This window comes from Streptomyces sp. NPDC001070 (assembly GCF_053598835.1).
Map to the genome: position 1 here is coordinate 1 of NZ_JBSFLB010000041.1, position 19,194 is coordinate 19,194.

The 19,194-nt window shown below is 69.9% G+C and carries 20 protein-coding genes and 1 pseudogene; 11 read left to right on the forward strand and 10 right to left on the reverse strand.

Annotation, left to right across the window (positions count from 1 at the left end):
• Positions 1–135 (reverse strand): annotated as a pseudogene (locus ACWDAS_RS35660) (ketol-acid reductoisomerase); the annotation flags it as partial.
• A 340-nt stretch (positions 136–475) separates the two neighbouring features.
• Positions 476–1,033: a TetR/AcrR family transcriptional regulator gene (locus tag ACWDAS_RS35665; protein WP_450399261.1), complete on the reverse strand. Its 558-nt coding sequence runs from the start codon at positions 1,031–1,033 to the stop codon at positions 476–478.
• A 928-nt stretch (positions 1,034–1,961) separates the two neighbouring features.
• Here ACWDAS_RS35665 and ACWDAS_RS35670 point away from each other — a divergent pair.
• On the forward strand, positions 1,962–2,519 hold the full coding sequence (locus ACWDAS_RS35670; protein WP_450399150.1) for a DoxX family protein: 558 nt from the start codon (positions 1,962–1,964) through the stop codon (positions 2,517–2,519).
• 92 nt (positions 2,520–2,611) lie between these two features.
• Positions 2,612–3,511, forward strand: coding sequence for a zinc-binding dehydrogenase (locus ACWDAS_RS35675; RefSeq protein ID WP_450399263.1), 900 nt, complete (start codon positions 2,612–2,614; stop codon positions 3,509–3,511).
• A gap of 5 nt (positions 3,512–3,516) precedes the next feature.
• Here the strand turns inward: ACWDAS_RS35675 and ACWDAS_RS35680 are convergent, their stop codons facing one another.
• Positions 3,517–3,681, reverse strand: a complete 165-nt coding sequence (locus ACWDAS_RS35680) for a hypothetical protein (RefSeq protein WP_450399152.1) — start codon at positions 3,679–3,681, stop codon at positions 3,517–3,519.
• 20 nt (positions 3,682–3,701) lie between these two features.
• Here ACWDAS_RS35680 and ACWDAS_RS35685 point away from each other — a divergent pair, with 20 nt between their 5' ends.
• The 3 genes from ACWDAS_RS35685 (at position 3,702) to ACWDAS_RS35695 (ending at position 6,151) form a co-directional block, all read left to right on the forward strand.
• The gene (locus tag ACWDAS_RS35685) at positions 3,702–4,223 is read left to right on the forward strand and encodes a VOC family protein (protein ID WP_450399154.1); all 522 of its coding nucleotides are present in this window, start codon (positions 3,702–3,704) and stop codon (positions 4,221–4,223) included.
• 210 nt (positions 4,224–4,433) lie between these two features.
• A complete protein-coding gene (locus ACWDAS_RS35690) occupies positions 4,434–5,189 on the forward strand; it encodes an SDR family NAD(P)-dependent oxidoreductase (RefSeq protein WP_450399156.1) in 756 nt (251 codons plus the stop codon).
• A 431-nt stretch (positions 5,190–5,620) separates the two neighbouring features.
• On the forward strand, positions 5,621–6,151 hold the full coding sequence (locus tag ACWDAS_RS35695; RefSeq protein WP_450399158.1) for a GNAT family N-acetyltransferase: 531 nt from the start codon (positions 5,621–5,623) through the stop codon (positions 6,149–6,151).
• A gap of 249 nt (positions 6,152–6,400) precedes the next feature.
• On the opposite strand, the gene ACWDAS_RS35700 is transcribed toward ACWDAS_RS35695, so the two are convergent.
• Positions 6,401–7,309 (reverse strand): NADP-dependent oxidoreductase, encoded by a 909-nt coding sequence (locus tag ACWDAS_RS35700; RefSeq protein ID WP_450399161.1) that lies wholly within the window; start codon positions 7,307–7,309, stop codon positions 6,401–6,403.
• A 133-nt stretch (positions 7,310–7,442) separates the two neighbouring features.
• The gene (locus tag ACWDAS_RS35705; RefSeq protein WP_450399164.1) at positions 7,443–8,186 is read right to left on the reverse strand and encodes a 3-oxoacyl-ACP reductase family protein; all 744 of its coding nucleotides are present in this window, start codon (positions 8,184–8,186) and stop codon (positions 7,443–7,445) included.
• A gap of 648 nt (positions 8,187–8,834) precedes the next feature.
• Here ACWDAS_RS35705 and ACWDAS_RS35710 point away from each other — a divergent pair.
• Together ACWDAS_RS35710 and ACWDAS_RS35715 are read left to right on the forward strand one after the other, a co-directional pair.
• Positions 8,835–9,656, forward strand: coding sequence for a TetR/AcrR family transcriptional regulator (locus ACWDAS_RS35710; protein ID WP_450399167.1), 822 nt, complete (start codon positions 8,835–8,837; stop codon positions 9,654–9,656).
• A gap of 12 nt (positions 9,657–9,668) precedes the next feature.
• Positions 9,669–11,183 carry an MFS transporter gene (locus tag ACWDAS_RS35715; RefSeq protein ID WP_450399169.1) on the forward strand — a complete coding sequence of 505 codons (1,515 nt, stop codon included), beginning with the start codon at positions 9,669–9,671 and terminating at the stop codon, positions 11,181–11,183.
• A gap of 73 nt (positions 11,184–11,256) precedes the next feature.
• Here the strand turns inward: ACWDAS_RS35715 and ACWDAS_RS35720 are convergent, their stop codons facing one another.
• Positions 11,257–11,946, reverse strand: a complete 690-nt coding sequence (locus ACWDAS_RS35720; protein ID WP_450399172.1) for a type 1 glutamine amidotransferase domain-containing protein — start codon at positions 11,944–11,946, stop codon at positions 11,257–11,259.
• A gap of 183 nt (positions 11,947–12,129) precedes the next feature.
• Between ACWDAS_RS35720 and ACWDAS_RS35725 the strand changes: the two genes are divergently transcribed.
• Positions 12,130–12,669, forward strand: coding sequence for a YbhB/YbcL family Raf kinase inhibitor-like protein (locus tag ACWDAS_RS35725; protein WP_450399174.1), 540 nt, complete (start codon positions 12,130–12,132; stop codon positions 12,667–12,669).
• 313 nt (positions 12,670–12,982) lie between these two features.
• Here the strand turns inward: ACWDAS_RS35725 and ACWDAS_RS35730 are convergent, their stop codons facing one another.
• The 4 genes from ACWDAS_RS35730 to ACWDAS_RS35745 all read right to left on the reverse strand — a co-directional run bounded on the left by ACWDAS_RS35730 (position 12,983) and on the right by ACWDAS_RS35745 (position 15,756).
• Positions 12,983–13,195, reverse strand: coding sequence for a hypothetical protein (locus ACWDAS_RS35730; RefSeq protein WP_450399177.1), 213 nt, complete (start codon positions 13,193–13,195; stop codon positions 12,983–12,985).
• A gap of 176 nt (positions 13,196–13,371) precedes the next feature.
• Positions 13,372–13,902, reverse strand: coding sequence for a cupin domain-containing protein (locus tag ACWDAS_RS35735; RefSeq protein WP_450399179.1), 531 nt, complete (start codon positions 13,900–13,902; stop codon positions 13,372–13,374).
• A 189-nt stretch (positions 13,903–14,091) separates the two neighbouring features.
• A complete protein-coding gene (locus tag ACWDAS_RS35740; RefSeq protein WP_450399182.1) occupies positions 14,092–14,844 on the reverse strand; it encodes an SDR family NAD(P)-dependent oxidoreductase in 753 nt (250 codons plus the stop codon).
• 147 nt (positions 14,845–14,991) lie between these two features.
• On the reverse strand, positions 14,992–15,756 hold the full coding sequence (locus tag ACWDAS_RS35745) for an SDR family NAD(P)-dependent oxidoreductase (RefSeq protein WP_450399185.1): 765 nt from the start codon (positions 15,754–15,756) through the stop codon (positions 14,992–14,994).
• A 431-nt stretch (positions 15,757–16,187) separates the two neighbouring features.
• Between ACWDAS_RS35745 and ACWDAS_RS35750 the strand changes: the two genes are divergently transcribed.
• From ACWDAS_RS35750 to ACWDAS_RS35760, 3 genes are all read left to right on the forward strand, one after another.
• The gene (locus ACWDAS_RS35750; RefSeq protein ID WP_450399188.1) at positions 16,188–16,514 is read left to right on the forward strand and encodes a hemerythrin domain-containing protein; all 327 of its coding nucleotides are present in this window, start codon (positions 16,188–16,190) and stop codon (positions 16,512–16,514) included.
• A 378-nt stretch (positions 16,515–16,892) separates the two neighbouring features.
• Positions 16,893–17,834, forward strand: coding sequence for an ABC transporter ATP-binding protein (locus tag ACWDAS_RS35755; protein WP_450399191.1), 942 nt, complete (start codon positions 16,893–16,895; stop codon positions 17,832–17,834).
• Complete coding sequence (locus tag ACWDAS_RS35760; protein ID WP_450399193.1) at positions 17,831–19,192, forward strand: ABC transporter permease; 1,362 nt, start codon at positions 17,831–17,833, stop codon at positions 19,190–19,192. Before ACWDAS_RS35755 ends, ACWDAS_RS35760 begins: the two co-directional genes overlap by 4 nt.
• Positions 19,193–19,194: the final 2 nt, after the last annotated feature.

Sequence of the window (19,194 nt, forward strand, 5' to 3'; positions counted from 1 at the left end):
GACGCGCACGTCGACGCCCGAGTCACGCAGCGACAGCGCGTGGGCGTGGCCCTGGCTTCCGTAGCCGATGACCGCGACCTTGCGGCCCTGGATGACGGACAGGTCGGCGTCAGCGTCGTAAAACAGCTCAGCCACAGGTACAGCCTTTCCATGCTGCGAGCCTTGTTCTCTCGGCAAGCAGGCTCGCGTAAGGGTGTTGTGCGTCCGCTCGGGACCGGCCGCCCTCGGAGACAGGGCAGCGGCAGTGGGCTGGTGGAGAGAGCGGCGAAGCCGTGTCCGCCGGCCGCTGCGCTCCACGGCGACCCGGTTCGGAGGGAGCTACGTCCACTGGTCAGTCCGATCGGGACTACAGACGACCGGTCGCCTTCAATGCTTGAAGTATACATATTTGACGAGCGCATGCATTCCCCCCGGGGCCGACGCGCACCCCGCACCGGACACCGCGATGCGTTCGGAGCACTGGCGCCGCAGGGCCTCAGCGGCCGCGTTCGGCGGCGGGCCCGTGTGTCGGCGTGAGCAGGCGGGCGGCCAGGTCGGAGGCTTCCGAGGCCTTCTCCGCCACCCAGGCGAGCCCCAGCGCGAGGTCGATCACTTCACTGAGCGAGACGTCCGACCGCACACCGCCGTCCTTCTGCGCCCGCTCCAGGAGCAAGCCTCCGGCGGCCTTCATCTGGGCGCAGGTTGCGTGCAGGCGGGATTCGTCGTCGGCCAAGGCGTCCCTGATGGATTCCGGCAGCCCTTGATAGGTGGCGGCCCCGGAGGCCATTTCCCGCAGCCATGTCAGGAACGCCTCGCCGGGGTCCGCGGAGGCGAGCAGGTGTTCGGCCCGCCCGTGCAGCGTGGCGAAGTTGGACTCGAGCAGGGCCTCGAGCAGCGCCTCACGGGTGGGGAAGTGGCGGTACAGCGTGCCGATGCCCACGCCGGCGCGCCGGGCGATCTCGCGCAGGGAGGTGTCCGTCCCGTTCTCTGCGACGGCCTCTCTCGCGACCGCCAGGAGCAGGTCACGGTTCCGGAGCGCGTCCGCGCGGTTCACCTGCGGCAAGATCAACACCTCGCTGAAGGCGGAGCAGGGCTCCACCGATTTGACTACCGGAGCAGTGCTCCGTATGTTCTGGACCGTTCACATCGTAACGGAGCACCGCTCCGATGGCGAGCAACCCCCAAGGAGGGCAATGACCTCGCAAGCCAGGACCGCACTGGCCACGGGGGCGACCAGGCGTGCGCCGCACGCACTCCAGGGCCCGAAGGAGCCGACTGGCCGGTCGAGCGCCGACGGACCGCGGGATCAGAAGGCCTCCCCCGCCGGCCGGTAGTGACATTCCGGCAGTCCGGGAGCGGCACCCCGCACCCATGCACTTCGACACCCGGATCAGGGCGCTTTTCGGCCGGCCGCATACCCGCCGAGTTCCGCCGGCCACTCCCCCGGCCGTGCAGCACGCAACGGTTCACGGAAACCGCCCGAGGCCGCACCCCGAGACGGCGGAACACAGACCCACAGCCGTACATCCCACTTCACATCATTCCAAGATCTTCTTGCGAAACGTGACTTGAAGCTTCAACTGCAGATGGGCGAGTCCCCTCGCAACGCCGGCACCCAGAAGGGCAGGACTTGTGATCCCGCACGACGCCACCTCGACCTCGTCGCCCGAGCAGAGAAGCCCAGCCGTCCGCGGCTCACGGCCCGAGGACATCACCCCCGGACCTCGGGCCGATCGGCCCGCGCGGAATGACGACCGTGCCGCGTCCAGGCGGCCGCTTTGCGCGAATCCCGACTGGCCTGTGGACGGACCGCGTTGGGCTCTCGAGGCACTGGGCCGCCCGGCCGGATGACGGATTCCGTCCGGCGAGGACGCCGTCCGGACGTCTCCTTCCCGGCCACGGTGGTCCGTCCGCGCCACCTTCCTTCACCGCGGACGTATGACACCCCCACCCACCCCTACCCCCAAGGAACGAGGTCTCCTATGTCCTCCGCGCACAGCAACACGCTGGAGCACCCCGCCTCCGGCGTCTCGCGACCGCAGGAGCGAGCAACACCGCCGCACGCCTACGACACCGGGCTGCTCCTGCTCCGCCTGTCCCTCGGGCTCACCATGGCCGGACATGGGTCGCAGAAGCTGTTCGGGTGGTTCTCCGGCGGTGGGCTGACGGGCACCGGACAGCTCTTCACCTCCCTCGGATACCCCTCGGGCAAGGCGATGGCGGTCGTCGCCGGGCTGAGCGAACTGCTCGGGGGGCTGGGCCTCGTCCTCGGCCTCCTCACGCCCGTCGCCGCAGCAGCAGTCGTGGGCATGATGGTCAACGCCATATCCGTGAAGTGGCACGGCGGCTTCTTCGCCCCGAACGGCATGGAATACGAGCTCGTACTGGCCGCCGGGGCGACAGCGCTGGCCCTGACCGGGCCAGGCCGCCTCGCGGCCGACCACCACGTACCCGGCGTGCGGGACCACCGGATCGGCTTCGGCATCGCGTCTGTCGCCCTCGGCGTGCTCATCGCCGTGGTCGTCCTGCTCCGCACCTGACAACGGCGTTCGCTCCGGAGGGGCAGCCTCCGACCGCGACCGATGTCATCCATCCGCACCAGGCAGAAAGACTCAGCATGCGCGCTCTCATCATGACCAGGCCGGGGGAAGCAAACGGCTTCACGCTCGAGCGCCTCCCCGATCCGCAACCCGCCCGCGGCCGGATTCGCATCAAAATGGTGGGGGCAGCTGTCAACCCGGTCGACCTGCACGTCATCGACGCGTGGGCCGGCGGTAGAGCCGGCGTCGTTCCTGAGCGTCGCCCGGGGCTGGGCATGGACGTGGCCGGCGTCGTCGACCTGGTGGGCCCCGGCGTGCACGACTTCCTGCCCGGCACCCCCGTCGCGGCCCTGCACTTTCCGCACACGCCGAACACCGTAGCCGGGGCAGCGGCCGAGTACGTGATCGTCCCCGCGGCGCATGCCGCGCCGGTCCCTCACGGAGTGAGTCTTCTGGACGCCGCCACGGTCCCGCTCAACGCCCTGACGGCCGGCCAACTCCTCGCTCCTCTCGGCTCTCCCGACGGCCGGCGACTGCTGGTCACCGGAGCGGCCGGAGGAGTGGGCGGCTACGCGGTCGCGCTCGCGGCGCATGCCGGCTGGGCCGTCACCGGTCTCGCACGCGCGTCCGACGCGGCTTTCCTCAGCCGCGCCGGAGCGGTGGCCGCGATCACGAGCCTCGAGGAAGCGGGCGGCTTTGACGCGGTACTGGACGCCGCCCGCCTCAACTCGGCGTCCTTTCCTGCCGTTCGCGACCACGGAACTTATGTGGGGGTCTACCCGGGCGCGGAACCACAGTCGGAACGCGGCATCACCATCGTCACCGGCGTGGTCGCGCCCGACGGACGACAGCTGCGAAGGATGCTGGAGCTGACGGCTCAGGGGGTCCTGGAGGCCCGCAGGGCCGGCACGGTTCCGCTGGAGCAGGCCGCTCGCGCCTACCAGGCGCTACGCAGCGGCGGGCAGCGCGGCAGATGGGTGCTGACCCCCTGACCCCGCTACACCCCGGGCGCGTCGGCAGGCATCGGCACCTGCACGAGCAGCGAGATCGCCGCCGAGCCGCCGGTGACCCGGGAAACTTTCGAGAACTGACCAACCGCCCGTCCGCCGACGCCGGCAGTCGCAGTGCGCGGAATCAAGTGATCCGCGTCGGCCGTGGGCATACGACAAAGGAGAAAAGGGCATGGCTCAGCCAGAAGGTACGGAACTGCAGCGGATAATCACCCGTCGGGATCGGCTCAGGCAAACCCATCTTCGGCCCCTGAGTGAACGCGCCACCACCGCACGTGGCGTCCATCACGCTGCTTTCATCTGCCGCGATATCGAGGAAACCGTCATGTTCTACACGGAAGTTCTGGGCTTCCCCCTGGTGGAGCTCGTGGACAACCCCTCCTATCCCGGATCGTCGCACTTCTTCTTCGACCTCGGGAACAGGAACCTGCTCGGATTCTTCGACTTCCCCGGCCATCCTCACCCGCGTTACGAGGAGGCCATCGGAGGGATCCATCACTTCGCGGTGTCGTTCACGCCCGAAGAACTGGCCGCTGTCAAGCAGCGCATGGACGATCGAGGCACCGCATACAAGTCCAGGCAGTTGGGCGTGCGCCCAAGCCTTCACCTCGCCGACCCGAACGGCCTCCGGCTGGAGCTGAGCCAATCAGTGCCGGGCTTCATCGCGGGAACCGAGGTAGTACTGGACTCGTGAGCCCGACTGCTCGCACTCCCGCAACAACCAAGAAGTGGCAACCCGGCAAACCGGGTTGGCGGCATCCCACCGGCATCACGCCGCATGAAACTGATCCCCTTGATCCGTGCTGCAGCCCTGCCCCGAGCCCTCCAGCGCGGCTCATCAATCCGTCGGTCCTCGGCGCCATCCGCCTGGACCGCGCATCACACGAGAATCGGGTTTGACGCAATGAACGGGAATCTCGCAGGAAAGGTAGCCCTGGTGACGGGCGGGTCACGAGGGATAGGGGCCGCCATCGCCGCCAGGCTGGCGGCCGATGGGGCTGACGTGGCGTTCAGCTACGCCGCGGACCCCCACGAGGGCAGGAAGACCCTGGCCGCCATCGAAGCGACCGGCCGTCGGGGTTTGGCAATCCAGGCGGACCAGGCCGACGAGCAGCAGGTGCGGAGCATGGTCCACCGGGTCGGGGAGCACTTCGGCCGACTCGATGTCGTTGTCAACAATGCCGGAATGTATGTCCAGGGATCCGTTGACGCGGCCGATCGGGACCAGGACGTCCTGGATCGCCAACTGGCGGTCAATCTCCAAGGCGTCGTTCGTACGGTCGTCGCCGCGGTGCCCTTGCTCTCGGACGGGGGCCGGATCGTCTCGATCGCCTCCACGGGTTCGAGCCACACCAAGGTGGCCTTCCCGGGTATCGCCGACTACACGGCCACGAAGGCGGCGGTCGTCGCCTACGCCAAGGGCTGGGCGCGGGACCTCGCTGCGCGCCGCATCACCGTCAACGTCGTCGAACCGGGCCCGATCGACACCGACATGAACCCGGCCACCTCGGAACAGGCGTCATCCGTCGCCTCTGTGGTCCCGTTGGGGCGCTACGGTCGCGCCGAGGACATCGCAGCCGCGGTGTCCTTCCTCGTCGGGCCGGAGGCCGGGTTCATCACCGGAGCCGCCCTCACCGTCGACGGCGGACTCAGCTGCTGACACCCGACCGTACACAACTGCGTACTGACGGCACGAGCGCCGGGTTCGCCGGACGGGACCGCTCGCAGGTCCTCCGGCCGGCGATCCCGGACTCCGCATCAATGCGGTGGCGGAGGCGGTCGGTGAGGGTGGTCACGGCCCGTTTGCGAAGGGGGCACTGCCCGTCGACGGTCACGGTCCCCTCTGGCCGGCCGGCGAGGGGGGGACGTGCAGTGCCGGGGAGAGCCCGGGTGCACGGGCGGATGCCGGGGCTGCCTGTCCGTGTTCGTGCGGCGTCACGGCGGGATCGTGGCGGCGGCCCGGATGTCTCGGTGACAGGCCGAGCGGGGGCGCTGCGACGACCAGTGGGCCGGCCGGGGACCGTGCGATGTTGGCGGTGCTCGGCGGATATTCGCTGGTCGCCGCTTGCGAGTGGTGTTCATACTGCCGCAATGGATCCGGTGACCATTGAGACCGACCGTCTCGTGATGCGGGCCTTCACACCTGCCGACGTGGATGCGGTATACGAAGCCTGCCAGGACGAGGACATCCAGTTCTACACGCCGGTGCCGGTGCCGTACCGGCGTGCGGACGCGGAGAAGCGCATCGGCGAGGAACTGCCCGCGGGCTGGGCCGCGGACAAGAACTACACCCTCGGCGCCTTCCGCAAGGACGACGGCGTTCTGGTCGGTTCGTACTGCCTGTTCGTCATCAGTCCGGGCGTCTACGAACTCGGCTACTGGGCGGTCAAGGAACAGCGCGGACGCGGGTACTCGGTGGAGGCCGCTCGGGCCCTGTGTGACTGGGGCTGGGCCACCCTCGACGTCCACCGCATCGAGTGGTGGGCCATGGCCGGGAACACCGGATCGCGTGCCGTCGCCGAGAAACTCGGTTTCACCGTCGAAGGGACTCTGCGCGATCGCGGCATCGCCAATGACGGCAAGCCGCACGACTGGTGGGTGGGCGGACTGCTGAGGCCCTGATGACTCCGGTGCTACGTCGGCTGCGTTACGGACGTTCCGGCTCAGACAGTTCATGCAGAAGAGGCACCAAGAAGTGGGCCCGTGCGGCCTTGACCCGCCCTGCGGCGCCGCCACCGCCGTCGTCATGTGTCAGCGCCGCGACCCGTGGGTCCTACGGCTCGGCGGTGAGAGTCGGCGCCAGGCCTTCCCTGCTTTCCCGCCCCGCGCGGCCCACCCCCGTGAGGGCCGCGGTGGACCCATGCCCCCAGTTCAGGTGAGCAGCACGATCTTGCCCCGGGGGTGGGGGCCGGCAAGTTCGTCGTACGCGGCCCGGACCTCGTCCAGCGGATACGTCGCGGCGATCGGCACGTCCAGTTCGCCGGAGGCGGCCAGGTCCGCGAGTTCAGCGAGGACACCGGCGCTTGGGACCGCTCTGCTTGCCTCGGTCTTCGCGCCGAGTCGCGCGGCTCCGCCGTAGTCGACGAGCGTGTTGATACGGCCGGGGGCCACGCCGAGGGCGACCGCGAGTTCGAGGTAGCCGTCGCCGTAGGTGTCGATGAACGCGTCGAAACGGCCGGCGACCGCCCGCAGGCGGTCCGCGACTCCCTCCCCGTATCCGACGGGAGTGACGCCGTGCCCGGAGAGCCATTCGTGGTTCGCCGGTCCGGCGATGCCGATCACGTCGGCCCCGGCCCGCCGGGCCAGTTGGACCGCCAGCATGCCCACGCCCCCGGCGGCCCCCGAGACCACCACCGTCTCGCCTTGCCGCGGGGAGACGGCACGCACGGACGCGTACGCCGATGTACCGGCGACGAACAGCGAGCCCGCGACCTCCCACGGCAGCCCCGCCGGCTTGGCGATCAGGTTGCCCGCCTCGACCACCACGTAGTCGGCGTGGCTGGCGTGCTGCCAGGTGAACCCGACCACCTCGTCTCCGGCGGCGAACCCTGCCACGCCGGGCCCGGTCCGCACCACGACGCCGGCCAGGTCGATGCCCTGGCCAGAAGGCAACGAGCGGTTCAGCAACATCCCGGCTCTGGTCTTGGCCTCACCGGGGTTGATGCCGGCCGCCTTGACCCGGACCAGCAACTCTCCTCCGGCCGGCTCGGGTGTGTCGACCTCCACCACCTGCAGTACCTCCGTCCCGCCGAACTTGCTGTACCGCACTGCCCTGGGCATGGCCGCCTCCTGTTTCTGCACTTGAGTTGTCAGGCCGCCCTGCTCGGCGCGCAGCCGAGCGGCTGCGCGCCGAGCAGTGGTCGGCGAACACTGGGTACGAAATGAAGCCCTCTACGTCGCGCGGAGTGCTGCGTCAGGAGGCGAATCCACCATCGACATCCCAAGTGGCGCCGTTGACGAAACCCGCTTCCGGGCTCGCGAGGTAGGCGACCACGCCCGCGATGTCCTCCGGCAGTCCGAGGCGTCCGACAGGCGTCAGGGAGAGCCAATGATCGGCCACGTCCTTCGGCTTGACAGCGGACTGAATGGAGCCCGGTTGAACGGTGTTGACCGTGATGCCCTTGGGGCCGAGTTCACGCGCCAGACCTCGCGTCAGACCGGATATGGCCGACTTGCACATGGTGTACACCGTCGTCCCGAAGAGCTCATGCGGCTGCCGGTCCGCCGTGACGCTGCCGATGTTGACGATTCGGCCCCCGTTACGGAGGTGCGCGGCGGCTTCCTGGACGGCGATGAAGGTACCGCGGAGATTCACGGCCACCATGGTCTCGAAATCATCCACGGAGTAGGTGTCGAAAGGTCCGCGAATACCGGCGAAGGCGTTGTTGACGAGAATGTCCAGTCCACCGAACTTCTCGACGGTCGCCGCGATGGCCTCCTTGATGTCCTTTGGCTCGCCGCTGCTGGCCCGGAGGGCGATCGCCGTCCCACCAGCCGCCTCCACTTCCCGGACGACCCCCTCGGCGCGATCCTCGGAACTGACGTAGGTGAACGCGACTCGAACCCCCTCCCCCGCAAGGCGCTTGACGATTGCCTCCCCGATACCGCGAGATCCGCCCGTAACGAAGGCGGTCCTGGCGGCAAGCTGCTGCGACATAAGACTTCGATCTCCCCTTACTGACTGATAGTGCGCACACCGGGCAGTGAGTCCTCGACTCGTCAGCCATCTGCCGTGGTGGCGAGTGCGGCCACAAGCTCCGGCATGGAGCCCTGAGCACTTCCGGCTTCGACCTCATCCGGAGCCGCACACTCCGAGCCGGGGCGCGACGGCCGTCGCGCGCGGCGCGATATTCCGGGGCACCTCCCACCCCACGGAAAGGGCGGCGACGCTCCCCGGGGCGCGCGACATCGAACATGCCGACCCCGACGGCGGGGTCGGCGCCCGGCTGTTCACCGGCGCCCCAGCCGGCCACGCTCAACATACCACGCATACGGAGCACTGCTCCGTTGACTACCGGAGCAGCGCTCCGTATATTGGGCATGCACCGGAGCGGCGCTCCGTTTGTTTTCACTCTACGGAGCGGCGAGCCGGTGTGCCAGACCCGACCCCTGGAGAACCCATGCAGCCAACAGAGACGACCGCGGTCGTCACGGGAGCGACCGGCCGACCGTGCGGCAGCAGCAGTCGGCACCTGCTCGCCGCCGGATGGCGGGTCGAAGTGCTGGTACGCGACCCGCCGAGCCCGCGGCGCGGGAACCGGTCCGGCTCGGGGCCGAGTTGGCCCGCAGCGAGCCGGAAGCCGTCTTGACCGCCATCGGGAGAGCCACGACGGCCGCCAACCGCGCCGGCTCCGCCGACATCACCGGACCAGCCGTGCGCCGTGGTCCCCGCACCCGTACGGATGCCGTGCGCAACCGCGAACGGATCATGGCTGCGGCGCGGGCGGTCTTCGCGGAGGTGGGGGCCGCAGCCCCGCTCGAGGAGATCGCGCGGCGCGCCGGGGTGGGAAGCGCCACGCTCTACCGGCACTTCCGCGACCGGCCGTCCCTGCTGCACGCCGTGCTGCTGTCCGTCATGCGCGGCATCGCCGGGCACGCGGAGCGCGCCGCGGCGGAGAACACCGACGCTTTCGCCGCCCTGGAGCGGTTCCTGCACGACGCGGCCGACGAGCGGCTCGGAGCGCTGTGCGGACTGCTGCTCGACAAGGGCGAGCAGGTCCCGGCGGAACTGTCTGCGCAGTGCGCGCGGGTGCAGACCGCGGCCGGGAGGCTGATGGACAACGCCCGGCGGGACGGCCGGATCCGGGCCGATGTCGGCCTCGACGATCTGTTGGTCGCGATGTCCCTGCTCGCGCGCCCGCTGCCCGGAACGAACCACCGGGACGCGGACGTCCACCGCCGTCTGGACCTCCTCATCAGCGGCCTGCGTGTGCCCGCCTCGCGCGGAAGTGCAGAGCGCATGCGGGCTCGCGGCAGTCGGCGGCCGTCCCGGACCGAACTCACGTCCTTCTCCGGTCGCCACGACCACGACCAGCCCGACGGCGCACAACCGCGCGCCTGCAGCTCACCGAATCACCCATACACAACCCCTACTTGTACGTCTCTTCCGTGCATGTCGCACGTCTAGGTGGATACCCCCATGGCTCATACGGCCGAACACGTCACGTCCGACCCCAGGCGCTGGAAGGCCCTGATCTTCATCTCCCTGGCCCAGTTGATGGTGGTGCTGGACGCGACCATCGTGAACATCGCCCTGCCGAGCGCCCAGCACGCCCTCGGCATCTCCGAGGCCAACAAGCAGTGGGTCATCACGGCCTACGCCCTGGCGTTCGGCGGCCTGCTCCTGTTCGGCGGCCGGATCGCCGACCTGTGGGGCCGCAAGCGCACCTTCGTCCTCGGCCTGTCCGGCTTCGCAGTGGCCTCCGCGATCGGCGGCGCCGCCACCGGCCAGGCGATGCTGCTGAGCGCACGCGCGGCGCAGGGGGCCTTCGGCGCGCTGCTCGCGCCGGCGGCCCTGTCCCTGCTCGCGGTGCTCTTCAGTGACGCCAAGGAGCGCGCGAAGGCGTTCGGCATCTACGGCGCGATCGCCGGCGGTGGCGGCGCGGTCGGCCTTCTGCTCGGCGGTGTGCTGACCGAGTACCTCAACTGGCGCTGGACGTTCTTTGTCAACATCCCCTTCGCGGTCGTCGCGGCGCTGGGCGCCTACTTCGTGGTGCGCGAGCCCGAGGGCGGCCGCAACCGTTCGTCGCTGGACATCCCCGGCGTGGTGCTCTCCACCCTCGGTCTGGTCGCGCTGGTGTACGGCTTCACCCGCGCCGAGACCAGCGGCTGGTCGGACGGTTCGACGATCGGACTGTTCGTCGCCTCCGGTGTCCTGCTCATCGCCTTCGCGCTCGTCGAGGCCAAGGTGAAGGCCCCGCTCCTGCCGCTGCGCGTGATCATCCACCGCACTCGCGGCGGTATCTACCTGTCGCTGGGCCTGGCGATCATCGGCATGTTCGGCGTCTTCCTCTTCATGACCTACTACCTGCAGGTGGTCCAGGGGTACTCCGCGATCAGGACCGGCTTCGCCTTCCTGCCCATGGTCCTCGGCTTCGTGGTCGGCTCCACCCAGATCGGCGCCCGACTGGCCACGCGGCTGCCCGCCCGCATGATCATGGCTCCCGGTTTCGGTGTCGCCGGCATCGGCCTGCTGCTGTTGACGCAGCTGGAGGTCGACTCCGCCTACTGGGCTCTGGCCGGACCCGGCCTGGCGCTGGCGGGCATCGGCATGGGCGCCGCCTTCATGCCGGCCATGTCGCTGGCCACGTACGGCGTCGAAGCACAGGACGCGGGAGTCGCCTCGGCGATGGTCAACACGTCGCAGCAGGTGGGCGGGGCGATCGGCACCGCGCTGCTGAACACCGTGGCCGCGTCCGCGACCACCGGTTACCTCGCGGCACACACCGCGGGCGCGGGCAGCCAGAAGCTGCTCCAGGCACAGGGCCTGGTGGAGGGCTACACGCGCGCGACCTGGTGGGCGGTCGGCGTCCAGGTCCTCGCGGCGCTCATCGCCGTGACCTTCATCAACGTGGGACGCCCCGGCTCCATGGCTGTCGCGTCCAGCGCCGACGGTGTCGAGGACGAAACCGTCGCCCCCGTCGTCCTGCACTGATCCACGCTCCCGGCCGTCAGCGACCGGCCCCGCGGCACTGCCACGCCGCGGGGCCCGGCCGGACCGGCGACAGCTAAAGGACCTTGAGCAGGCGTTCGGCCAGGATCGCGGCCGAGGCCGGGTTCTGCCCCGTGAACAGGTTCCGGTCGACCACCGTGTAGGGCTTCCACATCTCCCCCTTGGTGAAGTCGACGCCCATGTCGATGAGTTCCGACTCCACCAGCCAGCGCGCCTTCGCGGCGAGCCCGACCGCGTCCTCTTCCTCGTTGGTGAACGCCGTGACCCGGTAGCCCGCGAAGGGCGAGACACCGTGGATCCTGGTCGCCAGCATCGCCGCCGGGGCGTGGCAGACGACCGCGAGGGGCTTGCCGGAGGCGAGCGCCGCGGTCAGCAACCGGCCGGCGTCAGGGTCGACGCACAGGTCCTCCATGGGCCCGTGGCCGCCCGGGAAGTAGACGGCGTCGTAGTCCTCCAGGCGGGCGTTCGCCAGATGGATCGGCCGCCGCATCACTTCGGCAGAGCGGATGATCTCCTCCAGCTCGATGGCGATCTTCGCGCTGCCGGCCATGGCGGGCCGCAGGCTCATCATGTCCACGGTCGGGATCACCCCGTTGGGGGTGGCGACCGTGATCTGGTGGCCGGCGTCGGTGAGCGCCTTGTACGGGGCCGCGAACTCCTCGGCCCAGTAGCCCGTGGCGTGCCTGGTGCCGTCCTTGAGCGTCCAGTACGCCGTCCCGGTCATCACGAAAAGCAGCTTCGCCATCGGGCCATCGCCTTCCTGTGGTCATCTGCCATGATTAGCGGAATCCGTCACTTAAAGCATGGTATGTCCGGGGATGATCCGCCATGCACGGCGCGTGCGGAGCGCGACAGGCCGGACTGACCTGCACCTTCCCTGAGCCGCGAGGCACGAGCGCCCAGGCCGCCACCAACCAGGAGAGCGCCCATGACCCGGCCCTTCGATCCCTACAGCGCGCTGCCCCCGGTCCCCGCATTCACGCTCCGCAGCGCCGATATCGCCGAGGGCGAGACGCTGGGCGTTCCCCAGCGCAGCGGCCTGTTCGGCAGGCCGGGCCAGGACCGCTCCCCGCACCTGGCGTGGGAAGGGCATCCGGCCGGGACGCAGAGCTTCGCGGTCACCTGCTACGACCCGGACGCGCTGACGGTCAGCGGCTTCTGGCACTGGGCCGTCTTCGACATCCCCGCAACGGTGAACGAGCTGGCCGCCGGGGCGGGCGACGCCGGCGGGGAGCACCTGCCCCCCGGCGCCAAGATGCTGGCCAACGACACCGGCCGGCGCAGCTACCTCGGCGCCGCACCGCCACCGGGGGAAGCCGCTCACCGGTACATCTTCGTCGTCCACGCGCTGGACACCCCCACGCTCGACGTCACCGCGGACGCCACCCCGGCCTGGCTCGGCTTCCGGCTCGTGGACCACGCCCTGGCGCGTGCCAGGCTCACCCCGGTCTTCGCGATCCCCGACTGACCGCGGCCGCGCGCGGGAGCCCGATCCCTTACGCGACGTGCGGGTCCGCCGGAGATCGGGCGGCGCGCTTCACGCGTTCAGCCCAGTCGAACGCTCGAGTGGACACGAAATGTGGTGGTCCGATCAGGTACCGCGAAACTGGTTGCCGGAAGCACCGCGCACGGACAGGTGCCGAGGCCCCCACCGCTGAGCGCCGGCGGACTGCCGATCTCCGCGTGCACGTCCTCCCGCCTCAGGCATGACGCGGCACATGCCTCCGCAGGGGCGGGCCCTCCGCTGCCGCGGCCGCCGTACCGACGGCGCTCCTGCGCTGCTACCGGCAGCGGCCGCACTGGCAGCCCTGCGCGGACCAGCCGTCGTTCCAGTGCACGACGCTCAAAGCGCCGTTGGACCACGCGCACCGCGAGCCAGGCGACACCTCACTGACCGCCACCAGGATGAAGGCCACCGGGAGCGGCTCCGCGCGCATCGGCTCCCTGCTGTACAACCCCGGTGGCCCGGGCGTCTCCGCCACCAGCGTACGCATGGCGGCCCCGGTTCCCCTGACGTGCGCTGCCGGCAGCGCACGCGACGCCGCGGCACACGTCCGAGGAGTTGTCGACAGGAACGGTCACAGCCCCACACCCGTGCCAGGGTGTGGGGCTGCTGCGTACCCGCTCAGCCATATGGACGGGAACGGGCGCGCATGGTCGGACCGGCCGTCTACTGCTCGTCCGTGGGCATGTCGCCCGGAAGGACCACGACGCCGAAACGCTCCAGGAGCTCCGGGTCGAGCGTCGGGAGATTGTCCATCATGCTCGGCGGGGTGACCCCGTACTCGGCCTTGGGGGCGCCGTCGTAGAGCATTTCCTCATATCCTCCCGGAAGGAACATGAAGACCATCTTGGCGGCGTGGAGACTGCGGTTGAAGAAGCGGTGCCTCGTGTTTCGGGGGACGTAGTAGAAGGCCCCCGGTCCGGCAGTGAAGCTCTCGTCCCCGTTGAGGAACTCCAGCTCGCCGGAGACCAGGTAGAACGCCTCGTCGTGCTTGGTGTGCACGTGCGGGTACGCCCCGGCTCCGGCGGGAACGGTCGCCTCGAGGAAGGTGAGTGCCCCGTTGGTCTCCGGCCCTCCGACCTTGAGGCTGTAGGTGTCTCCGACGATCCACCTCGTGTCGCCCCCGCCGGGCGGCACGTAGATGCCGTTCCTGTTCGTGTAACGGGGGTCATCCTCGCCCGGAACGACGATGCTCATTTCTTTCTCCTCTGTTGGATTTCAGGTATGCCAATTCGGCAAAGGGCAGCGGTAAGGGAGGACCGTGCTTTCGCACGGTCGATCCCCGGCGGGACTGCACCGGAGCAGGCGAGTCGGCCCACGCAGAAGCGTCTCCGGCAGCCGCGGCAGCGACGTCACGACGAGGGCTGCGTCGGCCGCCCGCGCGGTCTACGCGTAGAGCCCGCCGTCGACGCGAAGTGTGGTCCCGGTGATCCAGCTCGCACCGGGGCCCGTGAGGTACGCGATGACGTCGGCGATGTCCGCCGGCTTGCCGGCGCGACGCATCGGAATGGACTGCAGGACGCCGGCGATCGCTTCCTTGGGCGCCATGTCCGTCTCCACAGGCCCGAGTTGCAGGCAGTTGACGGTGACGCCGCGAGGCCCGAACTCGTGGGCCCAGGCGCGGCCATAGGCCTCCACGGCGGCCTTGGCGGCGGCGTAGTCTCCCGCGGGCATTCCCTGAATGCGCGATGCGGTCACGGAGCTGATCAAGATGATTCGGCCGCCCTCTTCGAGGTGAGGGGCCGCCGCGTGGGTCGCGGCAGCGACGCCGTGCAGGTTGGTGTTGAACTGACGTGCCACGTCCTGCACGTCGCGGGCGGAGTCCCCGATCAGGCCGGTGAGGAACTGGCCGGCGTTGTGCACCAGGATGTCCAGTCGTCCCAGGCGTTCGACGGTCTCGGTGACCAGTCCTGCCATCTCCTCCGCGCTGGCGGCGTCGGCTCGCAGGGCCTCCACCCGTACGCCGGCCTGGGCGCTCACCTCAGCGGCGAGTTCCTTCGCCTTCTGCTCGGAGTTGAGGTAGCTGAAGGCGACGTCCGCGCCTTCCAGTGCGAGGCGACGGACGGTGGCCGCACCTATGCCGCGTGAACCACCGGTGACCAGGGCCGTGCGGCCGCGATGCGGTTTGGGATTCTTCATTGCTCTTCCTTGTTCGATTGGCAGACGGCCGGACGCGGACCCTTTGCTCCGCCTTCCAACGGCGAGCCGGCGCCGCAACCTGTGCGACCGCCTGCCTGACGGGGACGCCACGCCGGTGAGACCGTGCCTCCCGGCGCGGCCGGCGGGTCACCAGGCGCTCGCGCCGCCGTCGACCGCGTAGTTGGCGCCGGTGATGTACGAAGCCCGGTCGGATGCGAGGAACACCGCGAGTTCGACGACTTCCTCGGGCTGGGCGAAACGCTTCAGGAGCGTCTTTCGGGTGATGGCGTCCCGCAGTGCCTGGTTGTCACCGAGGTCGCGGTCGCTGGCCGGGGTCAACGTCGGTCCGGGGCTGATCGCCACCGAGCGGATGCCGTGGGGTGCGCCCTCCAGTGCGAACTGGCGCGTCATGGCGATGACGCCGGCGTTCGCCGCGGTGTGCGCGACCATCGGCGGAACTTCATGGGCGATCAGGCCGGCCACGGATGCGACGTTGATGATGACGCCGCCGCCGCGGCTGACCAGGTGCGGCCAGGCGAACTTCGTCACGAAGAAGGGGATGTCGAGCTCACCGGCTATGGTCCCCCGCCACGCTTCGATGGAGAAGTCCGGCATCGGCCCGAAATACTGCATCGCGGCGTTGTTGTAGACCACGTCCAGGCCCCCGTAGGCGGCTGCGGCGTCCTCGACGAAACGCTCCACCTGCTCGGGATCGGTGAGGTCGACGGGCGCGATGCCCGTCATCTCCCCGTTGGCCTGCCGTACGAGATCGATCGTCTCGTCGTTCCCATCGGGCTTGATGTCGCAACCGATGACCTTGGCACCCTCCCGTGCGAAGGCCAGCGCGGCAACGCGCCCCTGGCCTCCTCCGGTGCCGGTGATCAGCACGACCTTCCCGTCGAGCATTCCCATGAGATGCCTCCTGGTTCTGGAGTGTCCGGACGGCTCCGCTTCGCGCCCGCAGCGGGCCCCGGGCCCCCTGCACCGCATGCGCGACGCACGCCGGGGATGCGAGCAGCGCCCGAGCCACATACTTGACGAGTCAAGCATATACTTGACTCGTCAAGCATAGGAACCCCCGGGTGGGCGGCGAGTCTCTCGATCGCGAATCGTCAAATTTCGGACTTGGCGCCCACACGGAACCCATGCCCCCGGGGGCGGCATCGGCCCTCACTCGCGGCGCGCCGACCGCCGATCACCCACGGGTGCACCAAGAGGTCGGGTTGACATCACCGTCGAGCCGACTATCTGCTTGACAAAGCAAGTATCAGGTCGAAGGAATCGCCGCACATCTCCCGACCTCGACCACATTCATCGGGAACGCACCTTTTCAGGAAAAAGAGATGAGCACCGATATCGCCACCCCCATGGCCAACGTAAAAGACATGCACGTTGTGCACACGATGTTCCGGCGGGAATTCGGCTTGACGCCGGCACTGGTTCGCAAGGTCGCCGACGGCGACCTCGCGCGCACGCAGGTCGTGGCCGACCACATCGACATCATGCTTGCCGCCCTGACCACACACCACGAAGGCGAGGACATCGGGCTGTGGCCGCGACTCATGGAGCGCGTCAGCGGCGAACTGGTTTCGCTGGTGCACGTCATGGAAGAGCCGGCGCGCCGCGTGGCGCTCCGGGCTTCCGCTCGCGCGGCCGCGGGCGGGCTCTGAAGCGGCCTTCCCGCCGGCCTCGGCCTTCTCCCGGCCCCTATGCGGCGGTGGTCTCTCCCTTCCGTGGGGCCCTCCCGGCTGACGTGAGGGGACGCCTTACCGCGCTCACAGCCCTCTTCATCCGGTCCTCGCACGCGTCCTGTTGCGGAAAGCCGCTGCCGGCCGGGCGTCCCGCCACGCCCGCCACGCCCAGGGTGGCCGGCCACCGGATCCGTGGCATCTGCAAGGTTCTGCCCAAGTCTGGGTCGATGGGGCCCACTTCGCGCACCCGGACTTGCCGATGTCTTGACGATACGTTCCATGGCCATTCAACCGACCGTCGCTGACGGGGGTGCGTGCCCTCCCTAGGGTCCATGAGCGTTGCGGAAGAAGGGACTCATGGACACACTCCTCGCCGTCCGGGCTCGCGGGATCACCAAGTGCTTCGGGGACGTCGTCGCACTCGACGGCGTCGATCTGGATGTGACGCAAGGCCGGATCCACGGCTTGGTCGGACCGAACGGCGCGGGCAAGACGACATTGCTCGGCCTCCTGCTGGGCCTGGCCGTCGCCGACAGCGGCGGCCTCGAGATCCTGGGTGCGCCGGTCGGGCGGGCGCTCGCCGCTCCCGACGGTGTCGCCGGCTTCGTGGACGGGCCCGGTCTCTACCCGTCGCTGACCGCCCGCCAGAACCTCGCCGCCCTGGCCGCCCTCCGCGGTCAGGACGCGCGCAGGGCGGGGATCGACGACGTGCTCGACCAGGTCGGGCTCACCGATGTCGCCGACGACCGGGCCCGCGGGTTCTCCCTCGGCATGCGTCAGCGGCTCGGGCTCGCCGCCGCCCTGCTCACCAGGCCCCGGCTGCTCGTGCTCGACGAGCCTTCCAACGGCCTCGACCCGGCCGGCAAGAAGCACGTGCACGGTGTCCTCACCCGGCTCGCGGACGAGGGAACCGGCGTCGTGCTCTCCAGCCACCGCATGGACGACCTCGAGGCGCTGTGCTCCGAGGTCACCATCCTCGCCACCGGACGGGTCGTCTTCTCGGGCCCGCTGGGCAAGCTGGCCGCCGAGAACCGTGAACTCGACTACCGGCTGCGGACTTCCGACCCGGAGGCCGCCCGCCGGCTGGCCGCCGAAACGGCCGGGATCCACGTCGTCGACGATGCCGGGGCACGGCAGGACGCCGAGGCGCTCGTCGTCCGCACGCTGGTGCCCGCCCTCGACGAGCTGGTGGCCGGGCTCGTGCACGCGGGCGTCGCGGTGCGCGAGCTCGCACCCGTCGTGTCGCCGCTCGAAGCCGCGTTCCTCGCCCTCACCGAACAGCAGGAGGCTGGCCGATGACCGCGACCCTCGCCGTCGACAACGTTGCCAGTGCACACGTCCGCGTCTCGGTTCCGCGCGGCTACCGCTTCGAGATGGTCAAGCTGGTCTCGCAGTGGCGGATCCGCTCGCTGGTCCTCGCCTGCTGGACCGCGCCGGCGCTTTTCGTCGCCGCGGTGAGCCGGCAGAGCACGCTGCCGGTCGACACTCTCTTCGGTCGCTGGATGCACGCCACGGGGTGGGCCGGACCACTGGTGACGCTCGGTTTCGCGGGCACCTGGGCGCTCCCTCTGCTGACCTCCGTGGTCGCCGGCGACGTGTTCGCCTCCGAGGACCGCCTCGGCACCTGGCGCCATCTGCTCGTGGCGGTCCGCTCGCCTCGGCGCATCTTCGCGGCGAAGGCACTGGCCAGCCTCACCGTCCTGCTGCTGCTCGTGGCCGGGCTGGCCTGCTCCAGCACGGTCGGCGGAGTCGTGGCGGTCGGCGACCAGCCGCTGGTCGGGCTCGACGGCCATCTCCTGACGCCCGCGGACGCCGCCGGCAAGGTGCTGCTCGCCTGGGCCTGCGTCCTCGCCCCGACCCTGGCCCTCGCCGGCGTCGGGCTGCTGGGGTCCGTCGCGCTGGGACGGTCCCCCATGGGACTGCTGCTGCCCTGCCTCGTCGCGCTCGCGATGCAGCTCGCCCAGATGATGCCGCTCCCCGTCGCCGTACGCCTCGCCCTGCCCGGCTACGCCTTCATCGCCTGGAACGGTCTGTTCACCGGCCCGGCACAGCTCGCCCCGCTGCTGATCGGGATCGTGGTCAGCCTGGTGTGGGCGGTGGTCGCGACCGTGCTGGCCTGTCTGCTCTTCCTCCGGCGCGACTTCACCAACTCGACGTACGACGGCTCGGGGCGCCGCGCGGTGCTCGCCGGGGTCGTGCCGCTCGTCGGGCTGCTCGCCGTGACGGTCGCGGTCGTCGCCCCGGCGACCGGGGCCACGGGCTCCGGGCTCGAGCAGGACAAGGTGCAGCGCTCGGTCGCCACGGCGTTCGCCCACCTCTACCGCACGCAGACCGACCAGCTCAACCGCCCCGCCGTCACCGAGGCGCAGCTGAAGGCCACGGCGGCGTGCACCAAGGGCAGCGTCACTGCCGACGCCGAGGGATCCGGCAACGACTGGCGCTGCGTCGTCTCCTGGCACCTCCCCGGCGTCGCGGCCACAGGACAGGCCGTCTACCAACTCGACGTCACACCGGACGGGCGGTACGTCGCCGACGGCGACGGACCGAAGGAAGTCAACGGCTACTTCCTGGTGCGGACCCCGGTGGGGGACGCGCCGAACCCGCTGTGGCAGTTCGACGGCAACGTCGAACTGCTTGCCACCTCCCCGAAGGGATAACT